The organism is Microbacterium sp. HD4P20 (assembly GCF_019449275.2).
Lineage (GTDB): Bacteria > Actinomycetota > Actinomycetes > Actinomycetales > Microbacteriaceae > Microbacterium.
Genome location: NZ_JAHZQZ020000014.1, coordinates 520213 through 538023, shown reverse-complemented (window position 1 = coordinate 538023; position 17811 = coordinate 520213). Strand labels below are relative to the sequence as shown.

Below are 17811 nucleotides of genomic sequence, written 5' to 3'. Positions count from 1 at the left end.
ACCCAACCATGTGGATGGTGCGCAGCGCACCACTGACAGTCTAGGCGCGATGGCCGGCGCCACTGAGAGGGCCAGAAAGCGGCATCCTCCTCCGGAATCTCCACCAGAGGAGCGGGATGCCGGGGCGGATGACACCGCAGGACCCGGAGGAGAACAAGACGATGTCTGATGTGCTGATCGACCGCCCGGAGCTGGAAAGCCTGGGGGTCTACGAGTTCGGGTGGCATGACACGGATGCCGCGGGCGCTGTCGCGCAGCGAGGTATCAACGAGAATGTCGTGCGCGGCATCTCGGCGCTCAAGAGCGAGCCCGAATGGATGCTGAAGACCCGGCTCAAGGGCTATCAGCTCTTCGGTCGCAAACCGATGCCCACGTGGGGCGCTGACCTCAGTGAGATCGACTTCGAGAACATCAAGTACTTCGTGCGCTCGACCGAGAAGCAGGCCGGATCGTGGGAGGAGCTCCCCGAGGAGATCCGCAACACCTACGAGAAGCTCGGCATCCCCGAGGCGGAGCGCCAGCGGCTCGTGTCCGGAGTCGCCGCGCAGTACGAGTCCGAGGTGGTCTACCACCAGATCAACGAACAGCTCGAGGCGCAGGGCGTCATCTTCATGGACACCGACACCGCGCTGCGCGAGCACCCGGAGTTCTTCGAGGAGTACTTCGGCACCGTCATCCCCGCCGGCGACAACAAGTTCGCCGCGCTGAACACCGCGGTGTGGTCGGGCGGTTCGTTCGTGTACGTGCCCCCGGGAGTGCACGTCGAGATCCCGCTGCAGGCGTACTTCCGCATCAACACCGAGAACATGGGCCAGTTCGAGCGGACGCTGATCATCGCCGACGAGGGCTCGTACGTGCACTACATCGAAGGCTGCACGGCGCCGATCTACAAGAGCGACTCGCTGCACTCGGCCGTGGTCGAGATCATCGTGAAGAAGAACGCGCGGGTCCGCTACACGACCATCCAGAACTGGTCGAACAACGTCTACAACCTCGTCACCAAGCGCGCCGTCGCCCATGAGGGCGCGACGATGGAGTGGATCGACGGCAACATCGGCTCGAAGGTCACGATGAAGTACCCGTCGATCTTCCTGATGGGGGAGCGCGCCAAGGGCGAGACCCTCTCGGTGGCGTTCGCCGGCCCCGGGCAGCACCAGGACGCCGGCGCCAAGATGGTGCACATGGCGCCGTACACGCAGTCCTCGATCGTGTCGAAGTCCATCGCCCGTGGCGGGGGGCGCGCCGGCTACCGCGGCGAGGTCCGCGTCGACGCCAACGCCCACCACTCGGCCAACACCGTGCGCTGCGATGCGCTCCTGGTCGATTCGATCTCCCGCTCGGACACCTATCCGGCGATCGACATCCGCGTCGACGATGTGCAGCTGGGTCACGAGGCCACGGTGTCGAAGGTCAGCGAAGAGCAGCTGTTCTACCTCATGAGCAGGGGCATGCCCGAAGACGAGGCCATGGCGATGATCGTGCGCGGGTTCATCGAGCCCATCGCACGCGAGCTTCCCATGGAGTACGCGCTCGAACTCAACAAGCTCATCGAGATGGGCATGGAAGGATCCGTCGGCTAGTGAGCTCCGTGACACAGGCCCCCGCAACCATCCCGGGTGCGAAGGGCCACACCGACGGTGCCGGTGCCTTCGTGCCGGTGCAGACCCGATCCGAGCGCCTCCGGTCGTACGACCCGGCGGCCTTCGAGACGCCCACCGGCCGCGAGGTGAACTGGAAGCACACCCCCGTCGCGCGGATGTCGCGACTGTTCGCCGACGCCGCCGGGGACGAAGGCGCGATCTCGCTCGCCGTGGCCGGCCCGGTCGCCGCCGCGGGGCTTGCGACCGGCACCGCACCGCGCGGCGAGGTCTTCGTGCCCGAAGACCTTCCCGCCGCCGTCGTGTGGAACCGATCCGCCGAGGCACTGTACGTGTCGATCCCGGTCGAGGCCGAGCTGGCTCAGCCCGTCGTGGTCGAGTTCAGCGGTGCCGGCGCCGAACTGCTGGCGCACGCGCACATCGTGATCGAGGCCTCTCGCCACAGCCGCGCCCAGGTCGTGCTGCGGCACACCGGATCCGCCCAGTTCGCCCAGAACGTCGAGGTGATCGTCCGCGAGGGCGCTCACCTGGAGCTGGTGACCGTGCAGCAGTGGGACGATGACGCCGTTCACGCGGCATCCCACCAGGCCCGTGTCGAGCGCGACGCCACGCTGCGGCACATCGTCGTCAGCTTCGGCGGCGGCGTGGTGCGCGTGAACCCGAGCGTGGAGCTGGCCGGCACCGGTTCGCGCGGTGAGCTGTACGGCCTCAGCTACTCCGACTCGGGGCAGCACCTCGAGAGTCAGGTGTACCTGCACCACAAGGGCGCCGAGACGACGGGCGATGTGCTCTACAAGGGCGCACTGCAGGGCGAGGGCGCGCGAAGCGTGTGGATCGGCGACGTCCTCATCGGCCCGGATGCCGTGGGCACCGACTCGTACGAGGCGAACCGCAACCTCGTGCTCACCGACGGTGCGCGCGCCGAGTCGATCCCGAACCTCGAGATCGAGACCGGTGACATCCGCGGAGCCGGCCATGCCAGCGCGACCGGTCGTTTCGACGACGAGCAGCTGTTCTACCTGCAGGCCCGTGGCATCCGTGAGGACGAGGCACGTCGGCTCGTCGTGCTCGGCTTCCTGGCCGAGATCGTGCAGAAGATCGGCGTGGCGGACCTGGAATCCGAGCTCTTCGCGGCGATCGAGACGGAGCTCGCCCAGGGCCTCGTGGCGGCGGAGACCGCCCGATGACCGCGCAGCGGGCGTGCGCTCTCAGCGACCTCGTGCAGGACGAAGCCCATCGCGTCGAGATCGACGGCGTTGCCATGGCCGTCGTCCTGGACTCCAACGGCGAGGTGCACGCGATCGGCGACACCTGCACTCATGGCGACATCTCGCTCGCCGAGGGCTTCGTCGACGGTGAGACGCTGGAATGCTGGGCCCACGGGTCGGCGTTCTCGCTGCGCACCGGCAAGCCCCTGAACCTCCCCGCGTACGAACCGGTCCCGGTGTTCGCGGTCACGATCGACGGCGACGATGTGCTCATCGACCCGACCGTCACAATCGAAGCGAACTGAAGAAGGTACTGAACATGTCTGTCCTCGAGATCCGCGACCTCCACGTGACGGTCGAGACGGATGCCGGAACCACGCCCATCCTCAACGGCGTGACCCTGACGATCCGCACCGGCGAGACTCATGCCATCATGGGCCCCAACGGCTCTGGCAAGTCCACGCTGGCGTACACGATCGCCGGTCACCCGAAGTACACCGTCACGAGCGGGTCTATCTCGCTCGACGGCGAGGATGTCCTCGCGATGTCCGTCGACGAGCGCGCCCGGGCGGGGCTGTTCCTCGCCATGCAGTACCCCGTCGAGATTCCCGGCGTGACGGTCACGAACTTCCTCCGCACCGCGAAGACCGCCATCGAGGGAGAAGCGCCCTCGATCCGCAGCTGGACCAAGGACGTCAAGGCATCGATGAAGGCCCTGCGCATGGACCCGAAGTTCGCGCAGCGCAACGTCAACGAGGGTTTCTCGGGGGGCGAGAAGAAGCGCCACGAGATCCTGCAGCTCGAGCTGCTCAAGCCCCAGATCGCCGTGCTGGATGAGACGGACTCCGGACTGGACGTGGATGCACTCAAGGTCGTCTCGGAGGGCGTGAATCGCGCCAAGGCCGAGAGCGACCTCGGCGTCCTGCTCATCACGCACTACACGCGGATCCTCCGCTACATCCACCCGGACTTCGTCCACGTGATCGTCGGCGGCCGCATCGTCGAAGAGGGCGGGCCCGAGCTCGCCGATCGGCTCGAGGACGAAGGCTACGACCGCTTCCTCCCTGCGGGCGCCGAAGAGCCTGCCGAGGCTCCCGTCGCCACCGAAGCGTAGGATCGTTATATGACCGCAACGCTCACACCCGAGAAGTTCGACGAGGTCACCGAGGCTCTCAAGGACGTCATGGACCCCGAACTGGGGATCAACGTCGTCGACCTCGGCCTCATCTACGATCTGGCGTGGGACGACGAGAACGACGCTTTGGTGATCCACATGACGCTGACGTCCGCGGGCTGCCCGCTGACGGACGTGCTCGAGGAGCAGACGGCACAGGCCCTCGACGAGGTCGTCGAGAGGTTCCGGATCAACTGGGTGTGGATGCCGCCGTGGGGCCCTGAGCGGATCACCGACGACGGCCGCGACATGATGCGTGCCCTCGGCTTCGCCATCTGACCCGGCGATCCCGGAATCTGTTCGGGACCTAACCTCGCGGGACCCCCGAGCGCATGACACACTCAGCCCATGCGCATTCGCGGGAGACGCTCCATCATTGCTGCCATCGGGGCCGTCACGGCCCTCGCGACGCTGAGCGGGTGCAGCTTCGGTGCACCCGCATCGACGAGCCCGTCGCCATCGACCGCGCCGACGGTGAGCGAGGATCCGAGCGCCGACGCGCTGGCGACAGTGACGCCCGACGGCGTGGACGCCGCGATCGCCGATCTGGAGGCATCCGTCGCCACGGCGATGGACGCGACCGGCACGCCGGGGATCGTCGTGGGCGTGGTCTACCGAGGTGAACTGCTCTTCGCGGAGGGGTTCGGCGTCCGCGACGTCGACAGCGGCGAACCCGTCGACACCGACACCGTCTTCGCGCTGGCATCGGTGTCGAAGTCGCTCTCGGCAACGGTCGTGGCCCGGGCGATCGACGAGGGGCTGGTCACGTGGGACACCCCTGTTTCGCAGCATCTCGAGGGCTTCACACTGTCGGACCCCTATGCAGGATCGCACGTCACGATCGCCGACATGTTCGCTCACCGTTCCGGACTCTTCGAGCATGCGGGCGATGAGCTGGAGGACATCGGCTACGACCGCGAGGCCATCCTGGAACGGCTGCGACTGATTCCGCTCGAGCCCTTCCGCTCGGTGTACCACTACGGCAACTTCGACATCACCGCCGCCGGTGAGTCGGTCGCGCGTGCCGCCGGCGAGGAATGGGCGGCGTTGTCGGAGCGACTGCTCTACGAGCCCCTCGGGATGGCGTCCACGAGCTCCCGCTTCGAAGACCTGGAAGCACGCGAGAATCGGGCGCTCGGGCATGTCCAACAGGACGGCGAGTGGATCGTCACGCCCGAGCCGCGCCAGCCCGACGCGCAGTCTCCTGCCGGCGGTGCGAGCTCCAGTCTGACGGACATGACGACCTGGATGACGATGCTGCTGGCTGCTGGCCAACACGATGGCGAGACTTTCGTAGATCCCGCGTCGCTGTTGCCGGCGATGTCGCCGCAGATGGTGGTGGGGCCGCCGAGCGCGTTCGGCGCGCGCGCCAGCACCTACGGCTACGGCTTCAACGTGGGAACGACGGTGGGCGGGCTGGTCGACGTGAACCACTCCGGAGCATTCGCGCTGGGCGCCGGCACGATCGTGAAGATGCTCCCGGGTGCCGGACTCGGCATCGTCGTGCTCTCGAATGCCAGCGCCAACGGCGTTGCCGAGGCGATCGCCGCGCGGTTCGCAGACATCGCGCAGTTCGGAGCGGAGCGCCGCGACTGGCTGGCGTTGTACACGTCGGTATTCGAGCGGCAGATGGCGCCGTTCGGCGAACTGGTGGGGGAGGACCCGCCGACCGACGCCGCGCCCGCCGCGGACCTCGCGTCCTACGCGGGCACCTACGGAAACGACTACTTCGGGCCGGCGACGGTCAGCGTCGTCGGCGGCGAGCTCGAGCTCGCCATAGGCCCCACCGGACGATGGTCGCTCGAGCACTGGTCGGGTGACGAATTCGTTTTCCGTCTCACGGGCGAGAACGGCACCGCAGGCAGCATCTCGAAGGCGACCTTCGACGGGTCCACTCTCGTGCTCGAGTACTTCGACCAGCACGGGCTGGGCACCTTCACACAGTGACGCGGAGCGGCTCACGGGCTGCGCTGCTCGGTAGGGTCGAACGGTGAGCGTCACCCCACTTCAGGCCCTTCCCCTCGATCAGCTGCGACAGCGGTCCAGCACCAAGTGGCGCACGTATGGCGACGATGTGCTGCCGCTGTTCGTCGCCGAGACCGACTTCGCGCCGGCACCGGCGATAACGGCGGCGCTCGGCCGCGCCGTCGCACTCGGCGACACCGGCTACACGCCCCCCGACCCGGGGATCGTCACCGCCTACGCGGGATTCGCCGCGCGGCGCTTCGGATGGGAGGTGGATCCTTCGAGGGTCCGCACGACGTGCGACGTCATGATGGGCGTCGTCGAGATCCTGCGCCGCGTTGTGGAGCCTGGCGATCGGGTCATCGTGACCACCCCGGTGTACCCGCCGTTCTTCGAGTGCGTCCCAGAGGCTGGCGCCGTCGTGGAACGGGTGCCGCTTCGTGACACCGGCACGTCGTGGGAACTCGATCTGCTCGCCATCGAAGCGGCCTTCGCCGGCGGGGCCAGGGCGATCCTGCTGTGCAACCCGCACAACCCGACCGGCACCGTACACTCCCGCGAGACCCTGGCAGCTCTCGCCGACATCGCGGCCGGCTTCGGCGCCGTGGTGATCAGTGATGAGATTCATGCCCCACTCACACACCGGGACGCGGCGTTCACACCGTTCCTGAATGCGTCACCCGTCGCGGCGCGCGTCGGGTACGCGGTCGTCAGCGCGAGCAAGGCGTTCAACCTCGCCGGGCTGAAGTGCGCCCTCATGGTCACGGCCGCCGACGAGACGACCGGAGTCGTGCGTGCGCTGCCGGCCGAAGTCGAATGGCGGACCGGGCTCTTCGGCGCGATCGCCGCCGTCGCGGCCTTCTCGCCGGAGAGCGACGATTGGCTCGACGCGCAGCTCGCAGCCCTCGATGAGAACCGCATGCTCCTGGCCGATCTTCTGGCCGCGCATCTTCCTGCAGCCCGCTATCGCATCCCGGATGCCGGGTTCCTCGCGTGGGTCGACCTGCGCGATCTCGGGTGGGGCGACAACCCGGCGGTGAAGATCCTCCGCGATGCGCGCGTCGCGCTGCACCTCGGTCCGCTGTTCGGCGAAGAGGGTCGTGGCCACGTCCGCATCAATTTCGGGTGCTCGCCCGAGGTCCTGCGCGAAGCCGTGCAGCGCATCGCACAGATCTCGCGATGACGCGCACATCGCGGCCAGGCGGCAGCGTCGGCGGCGGCTAGCCTGGCCTGATGACATCGCCGGCCGTGAACCGCTCCGAATCGGCGAGCATCTGGCAATCGCGCTTCGTGTGGGTGACCGTCGGCGCCGTCGCCCTGATCTTCCTCGCGGCGATCCAATCCCTCGCAGTGACCACCGTGATGCCGGTCGTGAGCGCCGACCTCGACGGCGACCGGCTCTATGCGGTCGCCTTCGCCGGAACACTCGCGACCAGTGTGATCGGCATGGTCGCAGTGGGGTCGTGGTGCGACCGCGGGGGCGTGCTCGCCCCGCTCACGACCGCCGTCGTGCTGTTCGTCGTCGGTCTGCTGATCGCGGGGCTCGCACCCACGATGCCCCTCCTCGTTCTCGGACGTCTCGTGCAGGGGCTCGGGACGGGAGGTCAGACCGTCGCCCTGTACGTCGTGGTTGCGCGCGTGTATCCGCCCGCGCTGCACGGACGCGTCTTTGCCGCCTTCTCTGCCGCGTGGGTGGTGCCCTCGCTCATCGGACCGTTCCTCGCCGGAGCGGTCACGGAGTTCCTGCATTGGCGATGGGTATTCCTCGGCGTCGCAGGATTGACCGTCGTGGCGTTCGCGCTCGTCGTGGCGCGCCTGCATGGCCAGCCGCTGTCCACCGACGACCCTGCGTCCGGCCGCGTGTGGCCGCGCCTGGTCTGCGCGATCGCCGTGGCCACGGGGGCGCTCGGCTTGAGCCTGGCGGGTGAACTCGGAAGCTGGGCGTGGGCCGCGGTCGTCGCGTCGGTCGTGGTCATCGGGCTCGCTGCCCGACCGCTCCTGCCGCGCGGAACCCTCCGTGCCGCGCGCGGCCTGCCCAGCGTGGTCCTGATGCGCGGGCTCATCGCGGGCGCGCTGTTCGGAGCCGAGATCTACGTGCCGTACCTCCTGATCGACGAGTACGGCTTTTCGCCGACGTGGGCAGGGCTGGGGCTGACCGCCGCCGCGCTGGCCTGGGCCGCCGCCGCAGACGTGCAGGGGCGCTTCGGCGACCGCATCGGCAACGCCCGCATCACATTGACCGGCGGCTCCCTGCTCGTCGCGTCGCTGGTGATCGCGGCCGTGACCGCGGTCGGGCACCTGCATCCCGCGGTGCTCATCGGCGGGTGGGCGTTCGCCGGCGCCGGCATGGGCCTGATGTATCCGCGCCTGACGGTGCTCACGCTTGCCTACTCGACACCGCAGAACCAGGGGTTCAACTCGTCGGCGCTCTCGATCTCGGACTCGATCGGCGCGGCGTCGGCGATCGCGATGCTGGGCCTCGTCTTCACTGCGCTGGCGGGCACGGATGCCGGATTCCCCGCCGTGTTCGCCGTCGCAGCGCTGCTGGCGCTCGTGGCCCTCATTCCAGGGCTGCGGATGGGCCGCGCGCAGGAAGCATCGTAGGTTCCGGCTCGCTTCGCTCGCTCAACCTTGATGCGACTGAGGATCAACGCTCCTTCGTCGCATTGATCCGAGTCGCATCAATTCTCGGCGCGGCCGAGTCGCCAGTAGCCCATGAACGCCACGGCGCGGCGGTCGACCCCGCGCTCGGCGACGAGGTGGCGTCGCAGCGCCTTGATCGCTCCCGCTTCGCCGGCCAGCCACGCGTACAGACGCGCGCTCTTGAGCGCCGCGCCCCCCTTCGCCGTTCGCGGCACCTCCCAGAGGATGTCGGTGTCGATGTCGACCTCTTCGACGTCGGCGCCGCGACCGGCCGGTGCGAGATGGGCTGCGGCATCCGTCACCGACGAGACCAGATGCCCGTGCCGGGCGCCGGCGTCACGCGCGCCCACCCGGTACTCGAATCCGGGATGGTGCGGGAGATAGGCCAGGTCGCCGATGTGCGGCACTTCGAGCGCGACGACGCCGGTCGCATCGGCGGGCAATTGCTCCAGGATCGCGGCGATGGCCGGGGCCGCCGTCTCGTCGCCCGCCAGCAGGATGCTCTCCACCTGCGCCGGGGGCACGAAGTCGATGCCGTAGCTGACGCCGGTGTGGGCCCTGGTCGGGGCGAAGATCAGCACCTCATCGCCGACCTGCGCACGCGCGATCCAGTCCGACGCCGGACCCAGCACGTCGTGCGAGACCATGTCGACGTCGACCTCGCACCGCTCATTGCGCACGTAGCGCGTGGTGTAGGTCCGAAACGGCGGGCGCTGGTCCTCGGGCAGATCGCGCCAGCGGGCGTACCAGTCCTCGCCCGTCGGCATTGCGTTCAGATCGATGGATCGTGTCGGGAAGACGATCTTGACGCGCTGATCGAAGCCGGGGTCGCCGTAGTCGGCGAGATCGTCGCCCCCGAACGTGAAGCGCCGGAAGCTCGGAGTGAGGTCGGTGATCGCGATTACCCGCGCACGGAAGAAGCGGTTCGTGTCAGTGGGGGAGGCCATCGGCGATTCCTGTCTGATCGGCTGCAGCGGCGCGTGCGCCGGCGAGCTGCGGGAGGGGCTCCGGCGCGGACGCCGTCACGTGGTGGCGACCGCGGGGGAGCACGATGGGGGCGCCGGAGACCGGGTCGGCCACGACGAGCGCGTCGAGATCGAAAACCTCGCGGATCAGCTCTCCCGTCATGACCTCGCCCGGGGCGCCGCTGGCGACCACCCGGCCCGCGCGCAGGGCGAAGAGGTGGTCAGCGTAGCGAGCTGCGAGATTCATGTCGTGCAGCACCATGACGATCGTCGTGCCGCGATCGCGATTGAGGTCGGTGAGCAGATCCAGCACCTCGATCTGGTGCGCCACGTCGAGGAAGGTTGTGGGCTCGTCCAGCAGGAGGATGTCGGTCTCCTGTGCGAGCGCCATCGCGATCCACACCCGCTGGCGCTGCCCGCCGGACAGCTCGTCCACCGAGCGGTCGGCCAGGTCGTCGGTGCCGGTTGCCGCGAGTGCCTGCGCAACGACCTCGTAGTCGCGCGCGCTCCAGCGGGCGAGCAGCTTCTGATGCGGGTGGCGGCCGCGCCCCACGAGGTCGGCCACGGCGATGCCCTCGGGGGCGATCGGGCTCTGCGGCAGCAGGCCCAGCGTGCGCGCCACTTCTTTGGAGGGGCGGGCGTGGAGCGCCTTGCCGTCGAGCACCACCTGCCCGGCCTTCGGGGAGATGAGACGAGCAAGCGCGCGCAGCAGCGTCGACTTGCCGCATCCGTTCGCCCCCACGATGGCGGTGATGCGGCCGGGCGGGATCTCCAACTCGAGGTCGTCGACGATCACCCGGTCGCCATAGGCGAGAGTGAGCGCGTGGGCCGACAGGCTGTGGGATGCGGTCATAGCGACCCTCCGGAGCGATTCATCCTGATGAGGAGGTAGATGAGATACGGCGCCCCGAGGACGCCCGTGACGACGCCGACCGGATACCGGGTGTCGAACGCGAACTGCCCGAGCAGATCGGCGACGAGCACCAGCAGGGCACCGACCAGACCCGACGGAAGCAGCAGCGAGGCGCCCGGGCCGACGATGCGGGCCGCGATCGGGCCGGCCATGAACGCGACGAAGGCGATCGGGCCAGTCGCCGCCGTCGCGAACGCCAGCAGCGTGACTGCCGCGACGATCGCGATCACCCGCGTGGCGTTGAGGCGCACGCCCAGGCTGGCAGCGGCATCGTCGCCGATGCGCATGACGCCGAGCCCGCGGCCCTGTGCGAGCAGGATCGGGACCAGCACGGCGCTCGCGAGGGCCAGCGGCACGACCATCGACCACGTCGCGCCGTTGAGACTGCCGGCCAGCCATCGCAGCGCCGACTGCAGATCCCACACCGCCGCCTTGGAGAGGGTGTAAGTGACGGCGGCATCGAGCATCGCCGCGACACCGATCCCGATGAGGATGAGGCGCGTTCCCGTGAAGCCGCCCTTGTTCGACAGCAGGTAGATCGCGAGCGCCGTCGCCAGGCCGCCCAGCACAGCGAGCAGCGCCACGAGCGTCTCGCTGAGCGAGAGGACCACGATGCCGAAAACGGCCGCGGCACTGGCCCCGGACGTGATGCCGATGATGTCGGGCGAGGCGAGCGGGTTTCGGAGCATGGTCTGGAAGGTCACACCCGCCGCCCCGAAGGCGAAGCCCGCCAGCACCGCGAGACTGGCGCGCGGCAGTCGTAGCTCGCCGACGGTGAACGAGGCACCGGGAACGGTTTCGCCGAGCACCACCCGGGCGACTTCATCGAGACCATAGAACGACTTGCCCACCATGAGCGAGACGAGGAAGACGCCCACGATGGCGACGCCCAGGATGCTCGTCACGACCGCGTGGCGCCGCACGCGGCGCCGCCGCCCGGCGATCACCGCCGCGGTGCGCTCGGCGATCGCCGGCGGCCGATCCGCCTCGATGAATGTGCTCACAGTTCCCGCACCTTCTGGCGGCGGACGATCCAGATGAAGAACGGTGCACCTATCAGCGCCGTGATGATGCCGACTTCGATCTCTTCCGGACGCGCGATCACGCGGCCCACGATGTCGGCCGCCACGAGCAGCGCCGCGCCGGCAATGGCCGAGAAGGGCAGCAGCCAGCGGTGATCGGTGCCGACGAGCAGCCGGCACATGTGGGGCACGACGAGGCCGACGAACGCGATCGGGCCGGCGATGGCGGTGGCGGCGCCGGCAAGGACGACCGCACCCGCGAAGGCGACCAGGCGCGTGCGGAAGACGTGCTCGCCGAGCCCGGCCGCGACGTCGTCGCCGAGAGCGAGGGAGTTCATCCCTCGCGCCCACGCGAGGCACACGATCGCGCCGACGGCGAGCACCGGGGCGACGACCGAGATCCGGTCCCAGGTCGCGCCCCCCACGCCGCCGATCTGCCAGAAGCGGAACATCTCCGAGATGTCGGCGCGGGGGAGGAGGATGGCGCTCACGAGGGACATGAACGCGGCCGTCGCGGCGGCACCGGCGAGCGCGAGCTTGAGCGGTGTCGCACCGCCCCGCCCGAGCGAGCCGACGGCGTAGACGAATACCGCCGCGACGGCGGCGCCGGTGACCGCCGCGACGATGAACGCGTACGGCCCCGACATTCCGAAGAAGGCGATGCCGATGACGACAGCGAGGGCGGCGCCGGCCGAGATGCCCAAGATGCCGGGATCGGCCAGCGGGTTGCGAGTGACCGCCTGCATCGCGGTGCCGGCCATCGCGAGGGCCGCGCCCACCATCAGCGCCAGCACGGTGCGGGGCAGGCGCGCGACCACGGCGGCCTGGCTGACATCGCCGGTGCTCCCGGCGAGGCCGGCGACGACATCCGCGAGCGAGACGTCGCGAGCGCCGAAGGCAACGGAAGCGATGCAGAGTGCGGCGAGGACAGCGATGCCGATCCCGAGCCACATCAGTCGCACCGCCGCCGGACGCCGCAGGGTAGCGGCATCCGGCAGCGGCGTCTCCGTCTGCAGGGCACTCACGGTTCGGATCTCGCGGTCGTCGGAGGGGAGCCGGGTGTTCAGTCCAACGCGCCGGCCAGCAGCGCGAAGTACTCGTCGATGCCCCAGCCGATGGACAGCGGCGACGGGTTGGCGGACGCGGCCAGCGGCGTCGACTCCTCGAGGATCGCGATGCGGCCCTCGGCGATCGCGGGGATCTGTGACAGCAGCGGATCGGCCTGCAGCAGCGGGATGATCGAGCCGCTGGCGTCGCCGTAGGTCACGAAGACGTCGACGTCGGCGAAGCGGTCCGCCTCTTCGGCGCTGATCTCGGCGAAGAACGCATCGTTGCCCTCGGACTCCTCGGTGACGACGGCCGGCTCGGGGAGCCCCAGGCTGGTGAGGAAGCCAGGCCGCGTGTCGAGGCTGGTGTAGAAGCCGACCTGGCTGAAGTCCGACGGGTCGATGTACGAGAACAGCACCGTCGACTCCGCGAGTGCGGGATGCTGCGCCAGCGCCGTCTCGACCTCTGCCTGCAACTCCTCGATGAGGGCCTCGCCCTCGTCGCCGAGGCCGAGGGCGGTGGCGTTGAGGCGGATCATGTCCTCGTACGACGTGCCCCACGCGACCTCGGGATAGGCGACGACCGGCGCGATCTTCGAAAGCGTGTCGTACTCCTCCTGCGTCAGCCCCGAGTATGCGGCGAGGATGACATCCGGCTGGGTGTCGGCCACGGCCTCGAAGTCGATGCCGTCGGTCTCGTCGAACAGGACGGGCGTCTCAGCGCCCAGCTCTTCCAGCTTCTCCTCGACCCACGGCAGAACACCGTCGGCGTCGTCGTCGCCCCACGTCACCTCGGCCATGCCCACCGGAACCACACCCAGCGCGATCGGAACCTCCTGGTTGGACCACGAGACTGTCGCCACACGCTCCGGCTGGGCCTCGATCGTGGTCTCGCCGAACGCGTGCTCGATTGTCACCGGGAACGATCCCGAGGCGTCGGAGGCCCCGCCGTCTTCTCCGGCGGCATCGGTTGCGCCGGCGCTGGAGCAGCCGGCCAGCGCGAGGGCGGTGAGGGCGGCGACTGTGGTGGCCGCGGCGGCATGACGGAATCGGGGCACGGTGATCCTCCGAGAGGTGAGGGGGGAAGTAAGGACAGCCTTACATTACCTGGGAGTGCTCCGTCGTGCGAATCCATCTGTCGCAACATGACGAAGCCCCGGCCGAGGCCGGGGCTTCGTCATGATCGCGTCGATTGCGCGTCAATCCTTGGACGCGTCGGCCTTGCGGACGAGCGCCCAGGCGCTGGGGATGATCGCGGCAGCGAGCGCGGCCTTCACGAGGCCGCCGACGATGAACGGAAAGAGGCCTGCCTGCAGGATCTCGAGGAACGACAGGTCCAGCCCGAGCAGGGCGTTGAGGATGAACGCCATGTACGGGATGCCGAACAGGAACGGCACGACGCTGGCGGCGGCGAAACCCGCGAACGCCAGAACGGGGCGGCGATCCCACGCGCGCTGCGCGAACCAGCCGGCCAGGAACGCCGCGAAGATGAAACCGATCACGAAACCGAAGCTGGGCTTGGCCACGGCGGCGATCGTGCCGGTGAAACCGGCGAACACCGGCAGCCCGGCGAGTCCGGCGAGCATGTAGGTGGTCAGCGCGGCGGCGCCGCGCCATGCGCCGAGCGCTGCGCCGACCACGATGACGCCGAGCGTCTGTCCGGTGATCGGGACCGGCCACAGCGGAATCTCGACCTGCGCGAGTAGTGCGACGATCGCGGCGCCGGCGATGACGAGGCCCGCGTCGAGCGCGAATGCGCGAGCACGGGAGGACGGACGGACGATGACGTCGGCGAGCACTCGACGAGACCCGGCGGAGGCGGATGGCGCAGCGGCGATGGATGACATGGCACTCAGCCTAGGGGCACGCTGGGTCGACTTATTGGTCGACGTCCACCAATGATGGGCAGTCGGCCTGTCGGCATCCGACAGGCCGGTGACCGCGCGACGTGGGGCCAGGCGTGCGCTCCCGCGGCCTATACTGGGAGGCTGGCCGTTCGGCCATGCCCCCTCACCACCAACGGAACGGACGATCGCTGTGCTCGCCGTGCACGACCTCGAGATCCGCGTAGGCGCGCGCGTGCTGATGTCGGACGTGTCGTTCCGCGTGTCGGCGGGCGACAAGGTCGGCCTCGTCGGCCGAAACGGCGCCGGGAAGACCACGCTCACCAAGGTGCTGGCCGGTGACGTGATTCCCTCCGACGGCAAGGTCGATCGCATCGGGGAGCTGGGCTACCTGCCGCAGGACCCGCGCTCCGGAGACCCCGAGATTCTCGCCCGCACGCGCATCCTCGACGCGCGAGGGCTCGGCACGATCGCCATCGGCATGCACGAGGCATCCCTGGCGATGGGGGATGATGACGCGGATGCCGCGGCCCGTGCCATGCGCAAGTACGGGAACCTCACGGAGCGCTTCGAGGCGCTCGGGGGCTATGCGGCCGAGGCGGAAGCCGCCTCGATCGCGCACAATCTGTCGTTGCCGGACCGTATTCTCGACCAGCCGTTGAAGACGCTGTCGGGTGGTCAGCGACGACGCATCGAGCTCGCCCGCATCCTGTTCTCGGATGCCGAGTCGATGATCCTCGACGAGCCGACGAACCACCTCGACGCAGACAGCGTCGTGTGGCTGCGGGAATTCCTCAAGGGCTACAAGGGCGGCCTCATCGTCATCAGCCACGACGTCGAGCTCGTCGGCGAGACGGTGAACCGTGTGTTCTACCTCGACGCCAATCGCCAGGTCATCGACGTCTACAACATGAACTGGAAGAACTACCTGCGTCAGCGGGTCGCCGACGAGGAACGTCGCAAGAAGGAGCGGGTCAACGTCGAGAAGAAGGCCACAGCGCTGCAGCTGCAGGCCGCGCGCTTCGGCGCCAAAGCCTCCAAGGCCGCCGCGGCGCACCAGATGGTGGCGCGCGCCGAGAAGATGCTGTCCGGCCTGGACGACGTGCGGCAGGAGGACCGGGTCGCCAAACTGCGGTTCCCCAAGCCCGCTCCCTGCGGCAAGACGCCTCTCATGGCATCCGGACTGTCGAAGTCGTACGGATCCCTCGAGATCTTCACCGACGTCGACCTCGCGATCGACCGCGGTTCGAAGGTCGTCGTGCTCGGGCTCAACGGTGCGGGCAAGACCACGCTCCTGCGGATCCTCGCCGGCGTCGACAAGCCCGACACCGGTCAGATCGAGCCGGGCCATGGCCTCAAGGTGGGGTACTACGCGCAGGAGCACGAGAATCTGGACGTCTCTCGCTCCGTGCTCGAGAACATGATGTCGGCCGCGCCCGACATCACGGCGACCGAGGCTCGCAAGGTGCTCGGCTCATTCCTTTTCACCGGCGACGACGTGCTCAAGCCGGCGGGAGTGCTCTCGGGCGGAGAGAAGACCCGGCTCTCGCTGGCGACACTGGTGGTCTCGAGCGCGAACATGCTGCTGCTCGACGAGCCGACGAACAACCTCGACCCCGCCTCGCGGGAGGAGATTCTCGGAGCGCTCTCGCACTACGAGGGTGCGGTCGTGCTCGTCTCGCACGACGAGGGCGCGGTCGAGGCGCTCAATCCCGAGCGTGTGCTCATCCTCCCCGACGGTGTGGAAGACATCTGGGGCCGCGACTACGCCGAGCTCATCAGCCTCGCGTAGACGCCGTTCAGCGTCCGGCTGTGTCCAGGAGGGCATCCTCGTCCTCGGCGTCGCGATCGCGACGTCGAGGAGATCCCGGACGCGGCCCGTCCGACCGCTGTTCGGCTGCGTCTTCGGCGTCCTCTCGCCGATGGCGACGCTCAGTGCGGATGACGTAGCCGATGAAGATGAATCCCATCGCGGCGAACAGGATCCACTGGATCGCATACGACAGATGGGGTCCCGGATCTTCCGAGGGCGACTCGAGGGCGTTCGGCGTGTTCTCGGCCGCGGGATTCTCCGACACGAGCACTCCGTAGGCGCTCAGCTCCATCGCTTCGCCGGTGGCGGACGAGACGGCATCGGCCGACAGCGACAGGTTGATCGTGGGCACCTGGCCCTCTGGCGCCGACCGTCCCGAAGCCGGGAGCGGCTCGCCCGGTCGAAGCCGCACGACCGCGGTGACCTCACCAGACGGTGGGCCGGGCACGGCGTCGGGCTCGGGCTGACTTTCGCCTGGGGGGACCCAGCCGCGGTCCACGAGCAGCACGCGCCCATCGTCCAGCCGGAACGGCACCAGCACCTCGAAGGCGGAGGTGCCGCCGTGCGGCCGGTTTCGTACCAGCAGTTGGTCCTCGCTCACGTAGCGGCCCGTCAAGGTCACCGGACGCCACTCGTCCTGTGGATCGAGCGCGCTGCCGGTCGGAATCAGCTCGGCCAGCGGCACGGGCGAAGCGTCGTAGTTCTGCGCGACGAGAGCCAGCTGCGCGCTGCGCTCCTCGTTGCGTGAGAACTGCCAATTCGATAGGAACGCGCACGCGATGGCGAACACGACAGCCAACCCGATGTAAATGGCCCAGCGGCCTGCCCGCGGCAGTCGCTGCATGCTCACCTCTCGGCGGGCGCTCACGGCGATGCCTCATTGCCTGGTTGCCTCGCGGGCTCGGCGCTCGATGCGAAAACACCAGTCGATGACGCGACACGCCGGTCCGATGCATCCGACTCCGGCGTGTCGCCGACACCCGCCCGTGTTTTCGCAGGTGCGGGTGTGGGAGCGAGGGCCGCGACCGCCACAGGGAAGTCTCGCGCGGCGAGGAAGTCGCGCAGATAGTCGCGGTGCTCGCCGCAGGCCACCCACGTCTTGATGCGCTCGGCGCCGTGAATGCGGGGATTGCGCCAGTCGATGCGCCAGCCGGCCGGAGCGCGGCATCCGGCGCGCGAGCAGGTCGCATCGGCGACGGGCTCGCGCGGTGCTGCGCTCATGCGTGCGGTTCCTGGTGCTCGGATGGTGCGGGACGCGATTCTTGGATGCGGATCACGCGGCCGGCGGCCGGCGGCTCGAGTGGTGTCGGGGCGGCCGGCAACGACGGCTCGGGGTCTTCGCGGCGGTTGCTTCGCGCCTCCTGACCCACATTGGCGGACACCACCGCGACGTAGGGGAGGAAGATGGCGGCTGCACCGAGCACCCACGTGTACCAGCCGTACGGGGTGATCACGACCATGAGGATCAGGCAGGCGATCCGGATGGCCATCATGAGGAGGTACCGGGTCGAGCGCGCGCCGGCCTCGTCGCGCGGCGCGCGCGGCAGCGATGTCGCCGAAGGGGCGTGGGTCGAACTCTTCACGGTGCTTCCAGGGTACGCCGGTTGCGCCGTGCGGTCG

General features: G+C 68.9%; 17 protein-coding genes and 1 pseudogene. 9 read left to right on the top strand and 9 right to left on the bottom strand.

Annotation, left to right across the window (positions count from 1 at the left end; genetic code table 11):
* The first annotated feature begins 161 nt into the window (after positions 1-161).
* The 8 genes from sufB (at position 162) to K0817_RS10800 (ending at position 8549) form a co-directional block, all read left to right on the top strand.
* Entirely contained in the window at positions 162-1580 is a 1419-nt protein-coding gene (gene sufB / locus K0817_RS10835) for a Fe-S cluster assembly protein SufB (RefSeq protein ID WP_301339812.1), read from the top strand.
* Positions 1580-2785, top strand: coding sequence for a Fe-S cluster assembly protein SufD (sufD, locus tag K0817_RS10830; RefSeq protein ID WP_219981436.1), 1206 nt, complete (start codon positions 1580-1582; stop codon positions 2783-2785). Before sufB ends, sufD begins: the two co-directional genes overlap by 1 nt.
* Positions 2782-3111, top strand: coding sequence for a non-heme iron oxygenase ferredoxin subunit (locus tag K0817_RS10825; protein ID WP_219981435.1), 330 nt, complete (start codon positions 2782-2784; stop codon positions 3109-3111). Before sufD ends, K0817_RS10825 begins: the two co-directional genes overlap by 4 nt.
* A gap of 14 nt (positions 3112-3125) precedes the next feature.
* Positions 3126-3920, top strand: a complete 795-nt coding sequence (gene sufC / locus K0817_RS10820) for a Fe-S cluster assembly ATPase SufC (RefSeq protein WP_219981434.1) — start codon at positions 3126-3128, stop codon at positions 3918-3920.
* Between the two features lie 9 nt (positions 3921-3929).
* A complete protein-coding gene (locus K0817_RS10815) occupies positions 3930-4259 on the top strand; it encodes a metal-sulfur cluster assembly factor (RefSeq protein WP_141882678.1) in 330 nt (109 codons plus the stop codon).
* A 69-nt stretch (positions 4260-4328) separates the two neighbouring features.
* The gene (locus K0817_RS10810) at positions 4329-5927 is read left to right on the top strand and encodes a serine hydrolase (protein WP_219981433.1); all 1599 of its coding nucleotides are present in this window, start codon (positions 4329-4331) and stop codon (positions 5925-5927) included.
* 43 nt (positions 5928-5970) lie between these two features.
* A complete protein-coding gene (locus tag K0817_RS10805) occupies positions 5971-7128 on the top strand; it encodes an aminotransferase class I/II-fold pyridoxal phosphate-dependent enzyme (protein WP_219981432.1) in 1158 nt (385 codons plus the stop codon).
* A gap of 50 nt (positions 7129-7178) precedes the next feature.
* Positions 7179-8549 (top strand): MFS transporter, encoded by a 1371-nt coding sequence (locus tag K0817_RS10800; protein WP_219981431.1) that lies wholly within the window; start codon positions 7179-7181, stop codon positions 8547-8549.
* A 77-nt stretch (positions 8550-8626) separates the two neighbouring features.
* Here K0817_RS10800 and K0817_RS10795 read toward each other — a convergent pair whose 3' ends face one another.
* From K0817_RS10795 to K0817_RS10770, 6 genes are all read right to left on the bottom strand, one after another.
* Positions 8627-9535 carry a siderophore-interacting protein gene (locus K0817_RS10795; RefSeq protein ID WP_219981430.1) on the bottom strand — a complete coding sequence of 303 codons (909 nt, stop codon included), beginning with the start codon at positions 9533-9535 and terminating at the stop codon, positions 8627-8629.
* Positions 9519-10406: an ABC transporter ATP-binding protein gene (locus K0817_RS10790; protein WP_253735306.1), complete on the bottom strand. Its 888-nt coding sequence runs from the start codon at positions 10404-10406 to the stop codon at positions 9519-9521. Before K0817_RS10790 ends, K0817_RS10795 begins: the two co-directional genes overlap by 17 nt.
* Positions 10403-11470 carry an iron chelate uptake ABC transporter family permease subunit gene (locus K0817_RS10785; protein WP_253735305.1) on the bottom strand — a complete coding sequence of 356 codons (1068 nt, stop codon included), beginning with the start codon at positions 11468-11470 and terminating at the stop codon, positions 10403-10405. The genes K0817_RS10790 and K0817_RS10785 overlap by 4 nt, the downstream gene beginning before the upstream one ends.
* Positions 11467-12513: an iron ABC transporter permease gene (locus K0817_RS10780; protein ID WP_219981429.1), complete on the bottom strand. Its 1047-nt coding sequence runs from the start codon at positions 12511-12513 to the stop codon at positions 11467-11469. Before K0817_RS10780 ends, K0817_RS10785 begins: the two co-directional genes overlap by 4 nt.
* Before the next feature lie 38 nt (positions 12514-12551).
* Entirely contained in the window at positions 12552-13592 is a 1041-nt protein-coding gene (locus K0817_RS10775; protein WP_219981428.1) for an iron-siderophore ABC transporter substrate-binding protein, read from the bottom strand.
* 141 nt (positions 13593-13733) lie between these two features.
* Positions 13734-14381, bottom strand: a complete 648-nt coding sequence (locus K0817_RS10770) for a biotin transporter BioY (RefSeq protein ID WP_219981427.1) — start codon at positions 14379-14381, stop codon at positions 13734-13736.
* A gap of 190 nt (positions 14382-14571) precedes the next feature.
* Here K0817_RS10770 and K0817_RS10765 point away from each other — a divergent pair, with 190 nt between their 5' ends.
* A complete protein-coding gene (locus K0817_RS10765) occupies positions 14572-16170 on the top strand; it encodes an ABC-F family ATP-binding cassette domain-containing protein (RefSeq protein WP_219981426.1) in 1599 nt (532 codons plus the stop codon).
* A gap of 7 nt (positions 16171-16177) precedes the next feature.
* On the opposite strand, the gene K0817_RS10760 is transcribed toward K0817_RS10765, so the two are convergent.
* The 3 genes and pseudogenes from K0817_RS10760 to K0817_RS10750 form a co-directional block, all read right to left on the bottom strand.
* Positions 16178-17035 (bottom strand): SURF1 family protein, encoded by an 858-nt coding sequence (locus K0817_RS10760; RefSeq protein ID WP_219981631.1) that lies wholly within the window; start codon positions 17033-17035, stop codon positions 16178-16180.
* A 170-nt stretch (positions 17036-17205) separates the two neighbouring features.
* Positions 17206-17412, bottom strand: a pseudogene (locus K0817_RS10755) (hypothetical protein); the annotation flags it as partial.
* Positions 17409-17774, bottom strand: a complete 366-nt coding sequence (locus K0817_RS10750; protein ID WP_219981425.1) for a DUF3099 domain-containing protein — start codon at positions 17772-17774, stop codon at positions 17409-17411. The gene K0817_RS10750 and the pseudogene K0817_RS10755, both read right to left, overlap by 4 nt.
* Positions 17775-17811 lie beyond the last annotated feature (37 nt).